This window comes from Parasphingorhabdus sp. (assembly GCF_039968395.1).
GTDB lineage: Bacteria > Pseudomonadota > Alphaproteobacteria > Sphingomonadales > Sphingomonadaceae > Parasphingorhabdus.
In genome coordinates this window covers 705,404-721,779 of record NZ_JBDVPV010000002.1, presented here as the reverse complement: position 1 = coordinate 721,779, position 16,376 = coordinate 705,404, and the positions used below count along the sequence as shown (strand labels likewise).

Here is a 16,376-nt window from a genome sequence, read left to right as displayed (position 1 = left end):
TCAAAATATTCTCGTGTTTCCAGTAATAACGGCGCGGTGCGCGAATTCTTTAACAAAAAATTTATGGCGCCTGCATGATGACCTGACCATTGCCGCTGACTTCGGCGAGAATTCGAGGACTCCGGCGATCACGGCGGACCGCGATCATTTCACCGATTGCGCCATTTTCATCAGCAATCATCTGTCGGCTGAGCGAAAAACCTGCTCCTTTATATACCAACGTGACATTCTGACCGCGGCGGATCAGCATTTCGCGTTTGCTGGTCGCAGATCCGCCATTGATTGCAGCGGTTTCACCGACAAGCGGAACACGAATGCGCCATCCCAATGAAGCACAGCGCACAATCGCCGCTCCGAAAACAGGACCTTCAACAGTTGGCGCGGCTGGACAGTTTCCCAGGCGCAGGCGGCGATCGATCGGGCTTCTTGCTCCGCCCGGCTCACCGATATCGGCGCCAATCGTGTCTGCCACAATCTTGTCCAGCTGGACAATATTCTGGAATTCGGCAGCCGAGACAACCGACCCCGCAGTTAAAAACATGATGCTGGTTGAAAAAGCTGCAAATTTGCGGACAAAACTCATGGATCGTTCCTTGCTGGAAAAATATGTTCAAACGGGAATAAGCAATAACGGTGCCAATTTTCGATCTGGATCGCGCGCCGGCTCATGGACGGGTTTCAAGACTTGTCAGATGGATCCTATTTTCGGCGCATCTCGAGAATAATTTGCGAATTGGCAGATTCCGTCTTCGCCTCGGGAATGCGCAAGACAATTCGGTCTTGCGTCAAACCGCCCTGACGCAGGCGGTATCCTATGGATGCTGTTCGAGCGGCAGCCAGTTCCCATCTCTGCAGGCGATCCTCATTCCCAAGCTCGAATGGTACGTAGATATAGACTCGGGCATCTTGCTCCGCCGCTTGCTGGGAAAAACCATCCAATCGCTCAACACCGGAAGCTGTCAGCCGCGCTTCATTTTCTTCAAACAACTGATCAATGCCAAATTTTTGTCCGGGCATGACCAGTTTAGACCCCCCGAAGGTTTCAGAAACCGCATCCACAACGCTCGGCCCGCCCAATTTGTTGGTGATCAGCAGCGCCATGGCACCCAGCATGATCAGTACCAGGTCGATAAATGATGTCAGCCAGCGCGGGTGATGCCTCAGGCGCATTGTCTAAATCCGGTTCCCGTGCTGCCCGTGTCGAGTCCAGGCCGGCTGGCCAGATATTCACGTTCAACGATGTGGAAGAGCTGATCAGCCAGCTCCTGCTGCCAGGCAATTTCACTTTCCGACGCCCGCATCAGGCGAACGGAAATGGGACCGGCGATGACATTTCCAAGTATCAGGCCATATAGAGTGGTCAGCATGGCAACCGCCATTGATTGACCAATCGCAGCAGCGTCTTCCACTTGACCGAACATCAGTACCAGTCCGATGACGGTACCAATCATGCCAAGCGCTGGCGCTATCTCAGCGACCGTTGACCAAAAACGCGCCGCAAACGCATGGCGGGTCTGCCTTTGGATTATGTTGTTTCTGGTCCATTCGCGAAAGCTGGAAGGATCTTTTTGATTTGCAACTTCACGTATGACATTTTGGACAAAGTGCGGATCGACCTTCACCCGGTCCGCGCAATTAATTCCGCGCTTCTCTACGATACGGGCGACACGTTTTCCAGCATTCCGGGCCAGCCGGGCATTTTCGCTTTGATTGGACCGGAACAAAACCGGGAGAGCGCCTATCGCGCCCTGAATGCTGCGCCAACCCTCCTGGGATCCGGCCAGAACCAGACTTCCCATCACGACCAGCGCCAAAGCCAACGGATCAAAAAAGACCATCGCATGGGTCAGACTTTGTTGCATTGCGTTCTTTTCACCCTTCCAGATTAGGCAATTTCAAGACCGGCAAAAACTTGCCGCTTTCGGAAATAGCCTTGCCGCCCTTTCCGAAAAGACCCCTGAAACCCAAGCAAAAGCACCCAGAATTCTGCGATGCGGCAAACTGGCACGCCGTTTGCATCACAGACCTGGCTACTCTTGCCACGCAAAGGAAAACGGCCGGAGAAGCAGAAGTTTTAGCAACGCAAGAGCAGTCGCTCAAATGGAATTGGACGAACATATGCCTGTTACAGATAAGATCTTCGGTATCCATGGAACCGCATTGTCATTGCGCTCGCAGCGCCTGAACATGCTGGCATCCAATATCGCGAACGCAGGAACGCCCGGCTACAAAGCACGCGACCTGGATTTTGAAAAAGCGATGGCGATGAGCGGTGAAGGTAAATCCATGCACCAGGTCATGTCCAATGCTTCCGGTTATCGGACGCCGCTGCAACCATCGATGGATGGCAATACAGTTGAACTGTCCACCGAGCAGACGCTCTTCGCAGAAAACGCCGTGCAGTACCGCACCACGCTCTCCTTCCTGGAAAGCCGGGTGATGGGGATCAAGCGCGCGCTGAAGGGAGAATGACAATGTCAGGCCCAATGAACATTTTTGATATCAGCGGTCGTGCGATGTCTGCCAATCTGACCAGACTGAATACCACCGCATCCAACCTCGCCAATGCCCGGACTGTTTACAGCAACGAAGAAGATGCTTTTCGTTCACTCAAACCGGTCTTTGAAACGGTGTATGATCGTGCCGGCGTCGCGACAGTGGATGTCGCCCAGGTCGTTCAGTCGGACATCAAACCGGTCAAGAAACATGATCCGGGCAATCCACTCGCAAACGAGCAAGGCTATGTCTGGGAAGCCGGTGTCGATGAAGCCGCTGAGCTCGTCGACATGCTCGAAACCGCGCGACACTACCAGAATAACGTCCAAGTTATGCAAACCGCAAAATCACTAATTCTAGAAACAATAAGGATGGCAAAATGACTCTCGTTTCCAATAATCTGCCCAGCGATATTTCTCTGGCACAACCGGCCAATGCGACCGGCAATAACGATCTGAACCAGGAATCTTTCCTGAAACTCCTGACCGCACAGTTGCAGTATCAGGACCCGTTCAAGCCAGTGGATAACAAGGAAATGGTCGCGCAAATGGCGTCGATTTCGACGACAACCGGCATTACGGAAATGAAGCAGTCGCTGGAATCCATAGCCAACTCGCTCAATTCGACGAGGCTCGCGGATACAGCCAGCTGGATTGGTCATTCCATTCTGGTACCCGGTCAATTCGCCGTCGCTGATTCCAAAGGTCATTATAGCGGTGAATTCAGCCTCAACGAAGACACGGAAGCCCTGTCCATCGACTTGCTCAACAGCAGCGGTGAGATTGTTCAATATGTAGAACTCGGCGCACAAAAAGCCGGTCCGGTCGCTTTCTCATTCGATACTGACAACACTGATCTCGGACGGCTTCGCGTGCGCGTGAATGGCGGTGGGGTTTCGGATCTTGCGACCTGGGTACCGGTAGCATCGGTGTCTTCACCCGCCAGCGGACAGGATGCGAAGCTCGTCACGCCCGTCGGCAATTTTGATCCTTCAGAGGCGCTTCGCCTCGGATGATGCGACAAATATCAACTATCAAAGGAGTATATTATGTCATTTTTTACGTCACTTAGCGGCTTGAAAGCAGCGCAAACCAGTTTGTCGGTGATATCCAATAACATCGCCAACACCGGATCAACGGGCTTTAAAAAGAGCCGTGCGATATTCGGTGATCTGTTTGCCGCCGCCCCTACGCAATCCACACGCATGATTGCCGGGCAGGGCGTCCGTTTGAACGGTATTACCCAGCAATTTACGCAAGGAACGCTGGAATCAACAGACAAAACGCTTGATTTGGCGATTGCCGGTGACGGGTTCTTCACCGTTCGCGGACAGCCCCCGCGCCAGGATACGAGCTTTACCCGCAACGGTGCCTTTGGCGTGAACGTTGACCGTGAAGTCGTCGACACGCTGGGTAATATCGCCCAACTCTTGCCGGTGGATGCCAACGGGACTGCGACGTCCACGGATCTTGCCGATGTCTTTGACTTCGTGCTGCCGGATGTGGATCCAGGTGATGCAACCGCGATTCTGTCAAATATCAACGTGAACAACGAAGGTACGGTGACAGCGACATTTTCAAACGGCAACCAGCTTGCACTCGGAGCGCTTGCCATGGCGAGTTTTGACGCGATTGAGGGCCTTCGTCCGATTGGTGATGCCCACTGGCAGTCCACCGGTGATTCCGGCCCGCCCGTGATCAACCAGGCCGCCAATGGCCCACTGGGTTCGGTCCGGTCTGGTGCTCTGGAAGGCGCGAATGTCGATATCACCGAGGAATTGGTTTCCTTGATTTCGGCACAGCGGAATTTCCAGGCCAATGCGCAGGCCATCGAAACCGCCAACAACATGACGCAAACCATTGTGAACCTGCAGGTCTGATTTAGCAGGTTCATACAGCATAGCGGCGCTCGGCTCGATCTGGTCTTTGATCTGAGCGCCGCTGGCTAACCGGCAGACAGGAGATATCCACATGGACAAAATGATCCACACCAGCCTCAGCGCAATGCGCGGCATCATGAACCGGCAAACTGCGATCGCCAATAATATGGCGAATGCGGATACGATTGGTTTTCGTGCCGAAGTCGTCAACGCCAAGGCGCGGTATCTCGATGGCCCGACTCTCGATAGCCGAGCCATGTCCAAGGAATCGGTTCTGTCGGCTGACATGAATGGCGGTCCGGTGAACGCCACCGGTAGACCGCTTGATATTGCCCTCGACGGTGATGCCCTGCTGGCCGTCCAGGCGCCCGACGGTGATGAGGGTTATACCAGGCGCGGCGATCTGCAAACGACAGAGAGCGGCCTGTTGGTGACCGGCGATGGTCATCCCGTGCTGGGCGAAGGCGGGCCGATTACGATCCCGCCCAATGACAGCATCAACATCAGCGCGGATGGCGCAATCTTCATCGTCCCGCGGGGCGGAGATGCAAGCCAGCCGCAGGAAATTGACCGGCTGAAGCTGGCCAGTCCGGCGGGCAGCGAAATCATCAAGCATAATGACACATTGTTCCGGGTGAAAGGCGGCGGCGCATTGCCCGGCGACCCTGATGCCCGGCTGACAGCAGCGTCGCTGGAAGGGTCGAATGTCAACATGACCACCGTACTGGTCGACATGATCGAAGCCAGCCGCGCTTGGGAAACTCAAGTAAAACTGCTGACAACCGCCAAAGATATCGATGAAAGCGGCGCACGCATCATGAGCATGCCGGGTCAGTAAAGACAAGGAACGGAAAGGATAGATTATGAGCAACGGAGCATTACAGGTCGCCCGGACCGGGCTGGACGCACAAAATACCAAAATGCGTGTGATTGCCAATAACCTGGCCAACGTAAACACCACCGGGTTCAAACGTGATCGGGCCAATTTTGAAACATTGGCCTATCAGCAACAAATTACCCCAGGCGCCAAATCCGATGCACAGAATGACTATGCAGTTGGCGTGTCGTTGGGCACCGGCGTAAAAGTTTCGGGCACTGCACGCATCGATACGCAGGGAAGCCTGCAGATTACCGGCAATGCTCTGGACCTCGCAATCGAAGGCGCGGGCTATTTTCAGGTTGAACTTCCGGACGGCCGCAATGCCTATACCCGGTCCGGTAATTTCAGTCTGACCCCGGAAGGTACATTGGTCACCTCCGAAGGCCTGCCGGTAGTCCCCCAGATTCAGATTCCCAGTGATGCAACCGGTGTCACTATCGGCAGCGACGGTACGGTCTCAGCCAATCTGGCCGGACAGACCGAAGCAACCGAACTGGGTCAGCTCGAACTGGCATCATTTGCCAATAGCGCCGGACTGCAAAATATCGGCAATAATCTGGTTGTGGAAACCGGTGCGAGCGGCAATCCGATTGTCGGAGCCGGCGGCATCGAAGGCCGTGGCAGCCTGCGCCAGGGATCGCTCGAACAATCCAACGTCAATATCGTCGAAGAGCTGGTCACGATGATCGAGACCCAGCGTGCCTATGAGGTCAATTCCAAGATGATCTCAGCCACGGATGAGATGCTTCAGTTCGTCAACCAGCAGCTTTAAAAATCAGCAAAGGCCTGTAACATGAATCACGCCAAGAAAAATATCGTCCGGTTCGCTTTGATGACGCCACTGGTGTCCTTGTCAGCTTGTCTTGGATCGGGGTCAGGTGGACCCGACCCCGCTTATGCACCGCAAATGGCGCAACCCATTGCTCCGCCGACCGTTGCCAATGGTGCAATTTTCCAGGCGGTGAATGGCTACGCCCCGCTCACCAGTGGAGCGCGCGCGGCCAGAGTTGGCGATCTGGTGACCATCACGCTTGTCGAACGGACCCAGGCAACCAAATCAAATAGCGCCACAACCGGCAAGTCCAGCAGCTTTGGCATCACACCGCCGACAACCGGACCCTTTTCGTTCTTTTCGCCCAGCGACATTTCAGCTGGAGGGGACTCTTCGTTCTCCGGCAATGGCCAGGCTCAGCAATCCAACGCTCTCACCGGAGAAATCAGCGTCACCATCGCTGAAATCTATCCCAATGGAACGATGCTGGTCCGCGGCGAAAAGCTGATGACCATCAATCGCGGAGAAGAGCAGGTCCGGATAAGCGGTATCATTCGACCCGCTGATATCAGTCCCGAAAATCGCGTCCCGTCCAATCGGGTCGCCAATGCACGGATCACTTATGGTGGTTCCGGCGAGATTGCGACTGCAAGCAAGCAGGGTTTCCTGCACCGCTTTTTCTCTTCCATCAGCCCATTTTAATCGAACCCGGAGACCCCTTGTGGCCAGAATATTTTCATATCGGATAGTCAGCCTTGTCGCGATGACGCTAGCTGCCATGTTACTTTTTCCAGCACCGGCCATGTCGGAGCGGATCAAGGATCTCGGCACGTTTCAGGGCCTTCGGTCTAACCAGCTGACTGGATATGGCGTCGTTGTCGGCTTGCCTGGCACCGGAGATGACAGTCTAGACTATGCCACTCTGGGCGTAAAAGGGATGGTCACTCGCTTTGGCCTGACCCTGCCTCAAGGCGTCAATCCTGCCCTCAAAAACGCCGCAGCGGTGATGGTGACCGTTGATCTGCCGCCCTTCGCCAAACCCGGGCAGCGTCTTGATGTCACTGTATCTGCAATCGGCAAAGCCAAATCCCTGCGCGGCGGGACGTTGATCATGATGCCGCTCTATGGCGCGAACGGACAAGTCTATGCCATGGCCCAGGGAAATCTGGCGGTTGGCGGGCTGGGTGTGGGCGCGGCTGATGGCTCACGCACAACGGTGAACATTCCGTCCGTCGGGCGCATTGCCGGCGGCGCGACCGTTGAACGCGCTGTCGATACCGGTTTTGGAAACACGCCCTATCTCACGTTCAACCTGTCCGAATTTGATTTGACGACAGCGTTGCGCGTCGCAGAAGCGATTAACAGCCGGTTTCCGGATAGCGGCGCTCAGGCAAGTGACGGCGTATCGATCCGGATCAACGCTCCAACGCCAGTCAATGAACGCATGATGTTAATGGGCTTGATCGAAAATATCGAAGTGACTCCCGCAGAGGCACCGGCCCGGGTCATTATCAATGCCCGCACCGGTACCGTAGTCATCAATGGCGCGGTCAGAATCAGCCCCGCTGCCATCAGCCATGGCAAACTGACCGTTAAAGTGGATGAGAGTCCGACCGTTATACAGCCCGAACCTTTCAGCCGAGGACAAACCGCGGTCGAACCGTCAAGCGAGATTTCCATTGAGGAAGAGACCGCTCCGATGTTCGAACTGGCACCTGGAGCCTCACTGTCTGAAATGGTGGCAGCCATCAATGCCATCGGCGTTTCGCCGGGCGATCTGGCTGCCATATTGGACGCGCTCAAACAGGCTGGCGCATTGAAAGCGGAGTTGATCATATTATGACCAATATAACCAATAGCGCTCTGCCAGCCGCGGAAATTGCCAGCGCCCTGCCCCAAATCACACCATCTGCGCCACCGCAGAAACCTGCTGATAATGCAGGCAGGCCGGACAAAGCGGAAATGAAGGAAGCGCTACAGGCATTTGAAGCCATTTTTGCGCGGCAACTCATCTCCACCATGCGCGCAGGATCGCTGGGCGACGAACTGTTTGGCAGCGGGGCCGGTGAACAGTTTCGCGACATGAATGACAGCCTTCTCGCCGATGACCTGGCTGCCAAAGGCAGTCTCGGACTGGCAGACATGATGCTCAAACAATTTGGATATGACGAATGACCGATTTATTTGCCATTGGTCAGGGGGCTCTGAAAGCCTATTCGCATTCGCTGACGACTATTTCGCAGAATATCAGCAATGCCGAAAATCCGGATTATGTCCGCCGTTCCACGCGTCTGTCTGATGCGACGCTGACGGGATTGACCAATCCCCTCTATTTGACCAGCAAAGAACATAGCGGCGTTTCCATTGCAGGAATTGCGCGATCTGCTGATCAGTTTCTGGATGCTTCGTTGCGGCAAAGTGGCGCTGCTCTGGTCCGCACGGAAACCGCGACAATGTGGCTCGCCAATATTGAATCCGGACTTGGAAATTCCGGTCAGGATGTCGGTCAGAAACTGACGCAGATGTTCAGTCGGGGCGAGCAACTTGCAGCAGCGCCTTTTGACAGCGCGCTGCGCCAGTCCTTCCTGTCCGATATTTCGGAAACCGCGACTGCTTTTCAGAGAACCGCCGAGAACCTCTCCCAAACATCGGATTTCATTTACCAGTCGGCTGAGCAATCAACAACACAGCTTAACGGTGCGCTCAGCGAACTGGCCCAAACCAATGTGGAATTGCGCAAGGTCAAGGAAGGATCTGCTTCCCATGCATCCTTGCTCGATCGGCGAGATACGGCTCTGACCGTGATCAGCGAACAACTTGATGCAGATATCAGTTTTGGTGAAATGGGCATGGCGGATGTCAGCTATGCCGGACAATCTCTCGTCAATGTAAATGTCGCGGCTACCACTTCGGTCAGCCGCAACACCGATGGCAGCTTCAATTTTCAGATCGATGGTTCCACTGTCGCGGCACCATCAGATGGAAATATTGCCGGACTGAGCAGTTCCTCGCAGACACTCGTTCAACGGCGACAAAGCGTGGATACACAGGCTCAGCAATTTGTGGATGATGTCAATGCCTGGCAAGCCGCCGGCGAAACCGACGCTGGAGGAGCCGGCGGTCCAATCCTCTCGATTGGAGCGGATGCCACAACCATTGCAACGGTCACCCAGGATCCTGCCGATCTGGCCCTCGCCGCACCCGGAGGAGCTGCCAACGGCAATATTCTTGCGCTCAGCGCCTATCGCGGTCCGGGTCAAAGCGAACAAAATTGGGACAGCCTGATCGCGACCCATGCCAATGGTCTGTCAGCTCAGCGCAGCGAAATGGATGCCGCGACTGCTTTTCACAATAATACGAGCCAGGCCCGCGACGACGTATCGCGTGTCGATCTCGATCGCGAAGCCGCAGACCTGATCCGCTATCAGCAAGCCTATGCTGCAGCTGCACGCGTGATTCAGGTCGCGCGCGAAACCACCCAGTCGATATTGTCGATCTTCTAAACCAAGAGTGAAGCCATGGAATCCATAAACCGAAATCGTGCCCCGCAAGAAGTGCAACAGCAGTTGGATATTGCCCGTCTGATATCAGAAAAACAGGAAGAAGTGGCAACCGGTCGCAAAATCGATCAGCCATCGGACAATCCCGCAAGCTGGCTCGAAATTTCAACCATCGCCCGAAGACAATCGGATGAAGCCGCATGGATGTCCAATATTGGTCGTGCCGAAACGCGTGCCAGCAGTGCGGAGACTTCGCTTGATTCCATTTCCAACGGATTGATCCGCATGCGGGAACTGATGATTCAGGCCAATAACGACACATTCGGACCGATTGACCGGGAAACCATCGCAATCGAGATGGAGGGCTTGCTGGCAACGTTCAACGACAGTCTCGCCGCACAGGATAGTTTTGGTGGCGCCTTGTTTCAGGATGGCGAACCGCTTCAGATCCCGATTAACGAGAACATTTTGGTTGTCTCGTCCCCGAGTATTCAAACCGTGACCGAAGATATCCCGATTGGCAACGGAGCTGTTGCCGATTTTGACACCGTCATTACCGATATCATCGCAGCAGTACGCAGCGGAGATACGGCGGACCGCACTGCATTACTGGATCCACTCGACAAAGTGCAGGACCACATGAACAATCAGGTCGCACAACAAGGGATTATCGGCAATCGCCTGGAGACCGCAAAAATCTATCTCCAGGATAACAGCATTAATCTCGCCGAGCGGCGTTCCGCCCTCGAAGACACGGATTTGAGCGAGACAATTTCAAAAGTTCAATCGCTCTTGGTGAACTTGCAGGCCGCGCAAGCCGTCTACGGCCAGATCGAACAGCAAACCCTTTTTGACTATCTCCGGTAACCGCAACTTTGCCTAAAGGAACAGCCGGAAATGCCGTTCTTCCCTAATGAACCATAAACCATATCAGTGATCCGCCGTGATCGCCGCATTCGTCTGAACGGAAAGAACATATGTTTCCAGCTATTGGCCTAGTTGTCCTGATTGTCACCGTATTTGGCGGGTTTATTGTATCCGGCGGCGATATCGGCCCGGTGCTGAAAGCCCTGCCTGTCGAGATGACAATTATCGGCGGCGGTGCCATGGGCGCGCTGATTATCGGCAACTCCAGTCCCAAGCTCAAAGCGCTGATGGGCGGCGTCGGCAAGGTGTTCAAAGGCCCCAGATACGTAAAGCAGGACTTTCTCGATTGCATTTTTCTCGTATCAAAGCTGATGAAATTGCTGAGAACAGACGGTCCGGTCGCTGTCGAGCCTCATATCGAGGACCCGCAAAGCTCTTCGATTTTCGGCGAGTTTCCAAAGTTGCTGGAAGATGAAACGCTCGTCCACCTGATCGCAGACACATTGCGGCTGGTTGTGATCTCTTCGGGGACTCTGGATATTCATGCCGTCGAGGATGTCATGGACAATGGCCTCAAGACCCATCACCACGAAGTAATTGAACCGGCTGATAATCTTCAGGGCCTGGCAGATGCCCTGCCGGCACTGGGTATTGTTGCCGCCGTTCTGGGTATCGTCAAAACCATGAGCGCGATCGATCAGCCGCCTGATGTACTGGGCGCAATGATTGGCTCGGCTCTCGTCGGAACATTTCTGGGCGTTTTGCTGGCTTATGGACTTGTTGGTCCGCTCGCAAACCGCTGCAAACAGGTTATTGAGAGTGATGCCGCCATCTATCAGATGGTCAAGCAAATCATCATTGCCAGTCTGCACGGCCATCCTCAGCCACTTGTCATCGAAGCAGCGCGTTCCAGCCTGGCCCATTCAAATCAGCCCGCCTTTGCCGAAGTGTTTGATGGCATGAGGGGACGCTAGACATGGCTGCAAAGGCAAAGAACGAACCCCCGCCGCAACCGATCATCGTCAAAAAGATTATCGAGGAAGGCCATGGAGGACACCATGGCGGTGCCTGGAAAGTCGCATATGCTGACTTCGTGACCGCAATGATGGCATTTTTTCTCATGATGTGGCTGCTTGGTGCGACGGACGAGAAAAAGCGCAAGGCACTCGCTGACTATTTCACGCCGACGCTTGTCGAAATGAAACAGGCAAGCGCGGGTTCCGACGGCATGTTCGGCGGTGACTCACTCATGTCCAAAGACAATTATCCCACCAAAGCTTCCCAAACCGGCACCCGCTCGATGACAATTCCCCGTGATGCGACGGGAACCAATGATCGCGGAGGCAAGGACGATATCGACCGGGACCGTGAAGCATTTGAAGAGTTGAAAAAGATACTCAAGGAGCGACTTGAGCAAACCGAAGCCGGCGCCAATCTCTACAAGAACCTGAGCTTTGTTGAAACGGAAGACGGACTTCGAATCAACATGGTCGATCAGTCTGACTTTTCCATGTTCATGCTTGCCACCGACATTCTGACCCCCAAGGCCGAACAGTTGATCCGGGAAATCGGCAAAGCTGTGATCGACTTGCCAAATAACATCATCGTTCGCGGACATACGGACAGTTTGCCCTATGCGTCCGGCAAGACAATGAACAACTGGAAATTGTCAACGGCGCGCGCAGAAGCAACCCGAACAGCCTTGTTGATGAACGCTGTTCCGGCACGTCGGTTCTCTCGCATTGAAGGCGTGGCTGACCGCGAACCATTTAATCCGAGGGACAAATATGATTCCCGCAATCGCCGCATGGCCGTGACACTGGCCTGGAGAAATAACGGAAATCGGCCAGCCATTGCAGGAACACAAAGACCGGAGGTCATAAGAAAACCGGTTCCCCTAGGACAAATTTCGGCACTGCAAGCCGGTAATGGAGGCCAACCATGACAAGTTCTGATCCCTCGCAAGACCGGCAATCCCTGTTGTCCGAGGCTGATAGCCTTATGGAAGAAGCACTGCATTTGCTGGATGGGGCACAGGCCTATCTTCCCGCTGCAAAACTGGATGAGGCAATCTGCACGCTGAGATTACGCAGACAAGCTGCGGGGAACCCGGCCGATCCGGAATAGTCGGTTTGTCAGTCTATTTCTGAAACAATCCCCACTGCCCGCTAATTTCGTCGAGATACTGATATAGATTCTGGTATCCCGAATTGCTCAGCCGGACGTAAATCCTGCGTCGATCAGCCGGATCCGGCTCTCGCAGGATCAGCTTTTTGTCGACCAGCGTATCAATCCATCGCTGGGCTGTGCTTTGCGGCGAAGCCGACGCAATGGAAAGGCTCGTCACGCTGATTTTCTTGCCTTCGGCTTCAGAAGCGAACAAATCCAGCAACATGTCCCAGGCGGGATCCGAAAACAGCAAAGGCGGGAAAAGTGCTTCCCTTTTTCGTCGGTCGGAAATCAGGTTTCGCGCAAACTGAGCCAGTGTTGCGGCTTCTTGTGTCCCCCTGTTTTTCATCTGAACCCTACCCCCCACGGATGTGAAATTCGAATTTTCTCGACTGATGGTATCACTATAAATACCCCAGTTCTTTCAAGCTCGACCAACCGCTCGAAGACAAAATGACGTGGTCATGTACTGTAATGCCGAGTTCTTCGCCCGAACCTTTCAGGCGTCGTGTCGCCAATATGTCCGCGCGACTGGGCGTGGCATCTCCGGATGGGTGATTATGAGCCAGAATAATGGCAGAAGCGTTCAGAAGAATTGCTCGCTTCAATATTTCACGCGGGTAAATCGGTGCCTCTGATATGGACCCGCGCCCCATCACTTCGTCACACATCAGATGGTTTTTCACATTGAGAAACAGAACCCGAACCTGTTCGGTATCAAGATAGGCCATTTCCGCTTTCAGATATTGAATGAGGTCCGCTGAGCGCGATATAATTGGTCGACCTTCAATTTTTGATCGCAGCGATTCGACCAGCGCGGCCTGTACTAGGCCGAGGAAAGCCGTTCGCGGATCATCATTGTCCGCTTCCGCACTGGCCACCAGGACCGCCGATAGTGACCCGTATTGATCAAGCAGGTCGCTCGCCAATCCGGTTGCGTTTTCAACCAGCGTCGAGGCTAAAAGTTGCTCCAGGATTTGTCGGCCCCGAATTTTTTCAGCCTCTGCCGATGACGCCAGGTTCCGATCCCCAGCAGAGCGAGCATGGGATAGCTCCAGATTCCGATTACGGCCCCATAAGCCTGAGGAAGCAACTCGGGGATGAATATTATGGGCAAGTGTGAAATCACTTGAATTGCTTGCATGGCGCTCATCCATAGGGGCCAGTATCTTTCTGCATTTAGCGCCAGAATGACAAATGCTGTCAACATGGCGGAATCAACCAAAAATAATCCAAGTTCTACATTTGCAAATCGTTGCGACAGCGGAGAAACTGCAAGCATCGAAAGTAAAAATCCCGGTACCAGTATGAGTACCGCTGCTTTTTCTGGCTTGCCTCCCCAAACCAGTGCGGATGCGCAAATTGCCAAAAATAGAACATAGAAAAGCTGAATTATGATCATGCCCCAATCCGACCAAAGTTTGACGGCCGGGTCAAGGCATGACCATTATTCAGTCAGTTTACACAGCACGCAGTTGAAGTGCGGGCTCTTCCTCTTTCTCTGCCTGCAATGGGGGACATTCGTGCGGTCCCCAACCAACAGTTTTGAGGCCAATATCTGCCTGGTCTTGCGCCAGGTCTGCATGGGCCTCAACAACAGTCCGATAGCTTTGAGTCACCGTCGCTGCGGCATCCAGAAGCTTTTCGGACGCATCCATGCCAGCGGTAAGGGGCATTAGCGTGCCCGGGGCCATGCGCGCAATTGCGATGTTGGTCATCAACTCTCCCATGTGCTTGATGGTGGCGTTCAGGGATGCTTCAACTTCGTTGATGCTTTTCGCAACGGGGGCTGCTGCTCTTTTTCGTTCGTTCAACATAGATACTCCTTGCGCCGCCAGTCGATCGACAACCGCTTGTTTCAGGAGATATCAGGTCCGGCTGATAAGCGTGCTGATGAGGACAGCTGCCAGGCAAATCAAAGCAAAGGTCGTAGCGAGCTTTGCCGTAATATCGGCTATGGCTTTAATTCTCTCGCGCTTGCTCAGATCGTTGCCGACATCTCCCTGTCTCAGAAAAGGGATAGACCAGGCCATGCTTCTATTGAGCGGTGCAAACTCGTAAGGGGTTTGCATTTCCCGCAGTGTAGAAGGCATGTTATCGTCTTGCCCAATTTTTGCCTGTTGTTCAGACAAAGCATGGATTGGCGGAGAATCAGGCGTTTCAGCAATACCAATTTCTTTGTACCCAAAAAATTTGGGGTCTTCGCTATCGCTTGCAGCGAATAAACGAGCGGCTTCGCGACTGCTGGTTACGCCGAGCTTTCGCCGTGTTGAACGGAGCCGCTCATTGACACTGTTTGGAGTAATGTCGAGTTCATAGGCTGCCGTCTTCGCGTCATAGCCACGCAGAAGCAGCCGCAATACGACTTTCTCTTTCTCGGTCAGTTTTTCTATGCTCGGTTGCCCCATCGTCCGATAAGGTTAACCGAAATTACACCTCAGGAGAAGTCCGATTCGAAACTGATGACTAAGAATCGGAAAAACAGTCGAAAAACCTGTGCGAGTTGCGACTTCGAAGTGAAGCCCCGTCAGATTATCCAATATTCCGGTGCGGTTCACTCTTCCTGAGCGGGAATATCGTCAAATATGACCGCCTGATTGCGGCCATTACCTTTGGCAAAATAGAGTGCAATATCCGAATTTCTCAGCAATTCCCGCGCGCTTGTTTTTTCATTCAAGCTTGCGATACCGGCCGAAAATGTCACGGCTCCGATAGGTTTTTTTGTTTCCCGGTTTGTCATGGACCGATTTGCCGTGTGCTCGCGACAATTGTCGACGATTTCTTTGGTCTCGCTTGCATTTTTGCCCTCAAAGAGGATCACAAACTCCTCACCTCCGTGGCGCGCAACATGGCAACGGCCGTTTGACATTTTGTTCAGTTGCTTGGCAATTTCTACCAGAACACGGTCACCGGTTTCATGTCCATGCGTGTCATTAATGTCTTTGAAGTGATCAATATCAATGAAAGCGACAGACATATTGCTGGCATGCTTGTTGGACCGTTCCACTGCAATCGAGAAATGGCGTTCAAAAGCACGGCGGTTTGGCAGCCCGGTCAATTGGTCTATATCCGCGCTTTCCTTGGCTTTTTGAAGTTCCTCACTCATGAAACTCAAACGCTTGCTGGCGGTCTTGAGTTTTTCTTCGGCCTTTTTGGAACGATCAACCATTGCATTGGTGATCTGCAGCAAGGATTCAAAACGGGTTGCCCATTGCTGGTCATCGGGATCCATTGAATCCAGGCTTTCCTGCAAGGCAACACCATATTCCGCGCTGTCATCGCGAGATTTGCTCAACGTCTTTTCACCGGTCGAGATCAGGTCTTTACCTTCCTTGACGAGCTGTTGAATTCCGTCAGAACTCATGGCCTCGCTGTGTTTCGCCATCAGTTCGTCGACCTGATCGGACGTAATATGTCCAACGCGCGACAAAATATCCTCCGTCGCGCAGCGCAGTGCGAAATTCGTTCCGAAATGATATTCCCATGCCAGAGAATAATTTTTTGGCGTGGGCTCCAGATCAACCGAAGTCAGGAAACTGGCAATGCGATCAATCTCGCTTTGTTTTTCCTCTTTTTCAGCCGGCTGCTCTGATGCGACTGTTTGTCGTCGATCATTGTCTTTGCCAAATACGGAAACAAACTGTCCTGCCAGAGAAGCCAGTGTGCCTTGGGAATTTTGTGATGCAGATGTCATAGTAGGTTCATTTCAGTTTTCGGTCTGGTGTGAAGTTCACTATAGTTTACGGCAGACATCTGCCCCGCTTTAGAGTTTTTTGCACACAGACAGCCTGATTCAGTTAATATCAACTTATA

23 protein-coding genes are annotated in these 16,376 nt (G+C 53.5%); 14 read left to right on the top strand and 9 right to left on the bottom strand.

Features of this window, described 5'->3' with window-relative positions:
* Positions 1 to 61: 61 nt before the first annotated feature.
* From ABJI30_RS07765 to ABJI30_RS07755, 3 genes are all read right to left on the bottom strand, one after another.
* Complete coding sequence (locus tag ABJI30_RS07765) at positions 62 to 583, bottom strand: flagella basal body P-ring formation protein FlgA (RefSeq protein ID WP_348016612.1); 522 nt, start codon at positions 581 to 583, stop codon at positions 62 to 64.
* 116 nt (positions 584 to 699) lie between these two features.
* Positions 700 to 1,170 (bottom strand): hypothetical protein, encoded by a 471-nt coding sequence (locus ABJI30_RS07760; protein ID WP_348016611.1) that lies wholly within the window; start codon positions 1,168 to 1,170, stop codon positions 700 to 702.
* Positions 1,161 to 1,862 (bottom strand): MotA/TolQ/ExbB proton channel family protein, encoded by a 702-nt coding sequence (locus ABJI30_RS07755; RefSeq protein ID WP_348016610.1) that lies wholly within the window; start codon positions 1,860 to 1,862, stop codon positions 1,161 to 1,163. The genes ABJI30_RS07760 and ABJI30_RS07755 overlap by 10 nt, the downstream gene beginning before the upstream one ends.
* Before the next feature lie 256 nt (positions 1,863 to 2,118).
* On the opposite strand from ABJI30_RS07755, the gene flgB reads away from it, so the two are divergent.
* The 14 genes from flgB (at position 2,119) to ABJI30_RS07685 (ending at position 12,521) form a co-directional block, all read left to right on the top strand.
* On the top strand, positions 2,119 to 2,472 hold the full coding sequence (gene flgB / locus ABJI30_RS07750) for a flagellar basal body rod protein FlgB (protein WP_348016675.1): 354 nt from the start codon (positions 2,119 to 2,121) through the stop codon (positions 2,470 to 2,472).
* A complete protein-coding gene (flgC, locus tag ABJI30_RS07745; RefSeq protein ID WP_348016609.1) occupies positions 2,469 to 2,879 on the top strand; it encodes a flagellar basal body rod protein FlgC in 411 nt (136 codons plus the stop codon). The genes flgB and flgC overlap by 4 nt, the downstream gene beginning before the upstream one ends.
* Positions 2,876 to 3,511 carry a flagellar hook capping FlgD N-terminal domain-containing protein gene (locus ABJI30_RS07740; RefSeq protein WP_348016608.1) on the top strand — a complete coding sequence of 212 codons (636 nt, stop codon included), beginning with the start codon at positions 2,876 to 2,878 and terminating at the stop codon, positions 3,509 to 3,511. The genes flgC and ABJI30_RS07740 overlap by 4 nt, the downstream gene beginning before the upstream one ends.
* Before the next feature lie 33 nt (positions 3,512 to 3,544).
* On the top strand, positions 3,545 to 4,375 hold the full coding sequence (locus tag ABJI30_RS07735; protein WP_348016607.1) for a flagellar hook-basal body complex protein: 831 nt from the start codon (positions 3,545 to 3,547) through the stop codon (positions 4,373 to 4,375).
* Between the two features lie 91 nt (positions 4,376 to 4,466).
* Entirely contained in the window at positions 4,467 to 5,213 is a 747-nt protein-coding gene (gene flgF, locus ABJI30_RS07730; protein WP_348016606.1) for a flagellar basal body rod protein FlgF, read from the top strand.
* A 25-nt stretch (positions 5,214 to 5,238) separates the two neighbouring features.
* The gene (flgG, locus tag ABJI30_RS07725) at positions 5,239 to 6,027 is read left to right on the top strand and encodes a flagellar basal-body rod protein FlgG (protein ID WP_348016605.1); all 789 of its coding nucleotides are present in this window, start codon (positions 5,239 to 5,241) and stop codon (positions 6,025 to 6,027) included.
* Between the two features lie 21 nt (positions 6,028 to 6,048).
* Entirely contained in the window at positions 6,049 to 6,729 is a 681-nt protein-coding gene (locus ABJI30_RS07720) for a flagellar basal body L-ring protein FlgH (protein ID WP_348016604.1), read from the top strand.
* A 61-nt stretch (positions 6,730 to 6,790) separates the two neighbouring features.
* The gene (locus tag ABJI30_RS07715; protein ID WP_348025426.1) at positions 6,791 to 7,870 is read left to right on the top strand and encodes a flagellar basal body P-ring protein FlgI; all 1,080 of its coding nucleotides are present in this window, start codon (positions 6,791 to 6,793) and stop codon (positions 7,868 to 7,870) included.
* On the top strand, positions 7,867 to 8,202 hold the full coding sequence (locus tag ABJI30_RS07710; protein WP_348016602.1) for a rod-binding protein: 336 nt from the start codon (positions 7,867 to 7,869) through the stop codon (positions 8,200 to 8,202). The genes ABJI30_RS07715 and ABJI30_RS07710 overlap by 4 nt, the downstream gene beginning before the upstream one ends.
* Positions 8,199 to 9,530, top strand: coding sequence for a flagellar hook-associated protein FlgK (gene flgK / locus ABJI30_RS07705; protein WP_348016601.1), 1,332 nt, complete (start codon positions 8,199 to 8,201; stop codon positions 9,528 to 9,530). Before ABJI30_RS07710 ends, flgK begins: the two co-directional genes overlap by 4 nt.
* A 15-nt stretch (positions 9,531 to 9,545) precedes the next feature.
* Complete coding sequence (locus ABJI30_RS07700; RefSeq protein WP_348016600.1) at positions 9,546 to 10,394, top strand: flagellin; 849 nt, start codon at positions 9,546 to 9,548, stop codon at positions 10,392 to 10,394.
* Positions 10,395 to 10,504: 110 nt separating this feature from the next.
* Positions 10,505 to 11,368 (top strand): flagellar motor stator protein MotA, encoded by an 864-nt coding sequence (motA, locus tag ABJI30_RS07695; RefSeq protein ID WP_348016599.1) that lies wholly within the window; start codon positions 10,505 to 10,507, stop codon positions 11,366 to 11,368.
* Between the two features lie 2 nt (positions 11,369 to 11,370).
* Complete coding sequence (locus ABJI30_RS07690) at positions 11,371 to 12,339, top strand: flagellar motor protein MotB (RefSeq protein ID WP_348016598.1); 969 nt, start codon at positions 11,371 to 11,373, stop codon at positions 12,337 to 12,339.
* Positions 12,336 to 12,521 carry a hypothetical protein gene (locus ABJI30_RS07685; protein WP_348016597.1) on the top strand — a complete coding sequence of 62 codons (186 nt, stop codon included), beginning with the start codon at positions 12,336 to 12,338 and terminating at the stop codon, positions 12,519 to 12,521. The genes ABJI30_RS07690 and ABJI30_RS07685 overlap by 4 nt, the downstream gene beginning before the upstream one ends.
* 13 nt (positions 12,522 to 12,534) lie before the next feature.
* Here the strand turns inward: ABJI30_RS07685 and ABJI30_RS07680 are convergent, their stop codons facing one another.
* From ABJI30_RS07680 to ABJI30_RS07655, 6 genes are all read right to left on the bottom strand, one after another.
* Positions 12,535 to 12,912: a MarR family transcriptional regulator gene (locus tag ABJI30_RS07680; RefSeq protein WP_348016596.1), complete on the bottom strand. Its 378-nt coding sequence runs from the start codon at positions 12,910 to 12,912 to the stop codon at positions 12,535 to 12,537.
* Between the two features lie 55 nt (positions 12,913 to 12,967).
* Entirely contained in the window at positions 12,968 to 13,513 is a 546-nt protein-coding gene (radC, locus tag ABJI30_RS07675; RefSeq protein ID WP_348016674.1) for a DNA repair protein RadC, read from the bottom strand.
* Between the two features lie 8 nt (positions 13,514 to 13,521).
* Positions 13,522 to 13,965, bottom strand: a complete 444-nt coding sequence (locus ABJI30_RS07670) for a hypothetical protein (protein ID WP_348025427.1) — start codon at positions 13,963 to 13,965, stop codon at positions 13,522 to 13,524.
* Between the two features lie 58 nt (positions 13,966 to 14,023).
* Complete coding sequence (locus tag ABJI30_RS07665; RefSeq protein WP_348016594.1) at positions 14,024 to 14,380, bottom strand: hypothetical protein; 357 nt, start codon at positions 14,378 to 14,380, stop codon at positions 14,024 to 14,026.
* Positions 14,381 to 14,431: 51 nt separating this feature from the next.
* A complete protein-coding gene (locus ABJI30_RS07660) occupies positions 14,432 to 14,971 on the bottom strand; it encodes a helix-turn-helix transcriptional regulator (protein WP_348016593.1) in 540 nt (179 codons plus the stop codon).
* 146 nt (positions 14,972 to 15,117) lie between these two features.
* Positions 15,118 to 16,257, bottom strand: coding sequence for a diguanylate cyclase (locus tag ABJI30_RS07655; protein WP_348016592.1), 1,140 nt, complete (start codon positions 16,255 to 16,257; stop codon positions 15,118 to 15,120).
* Positions 16,258 to 16,376 lie beyond the last annotated feature (119 nt).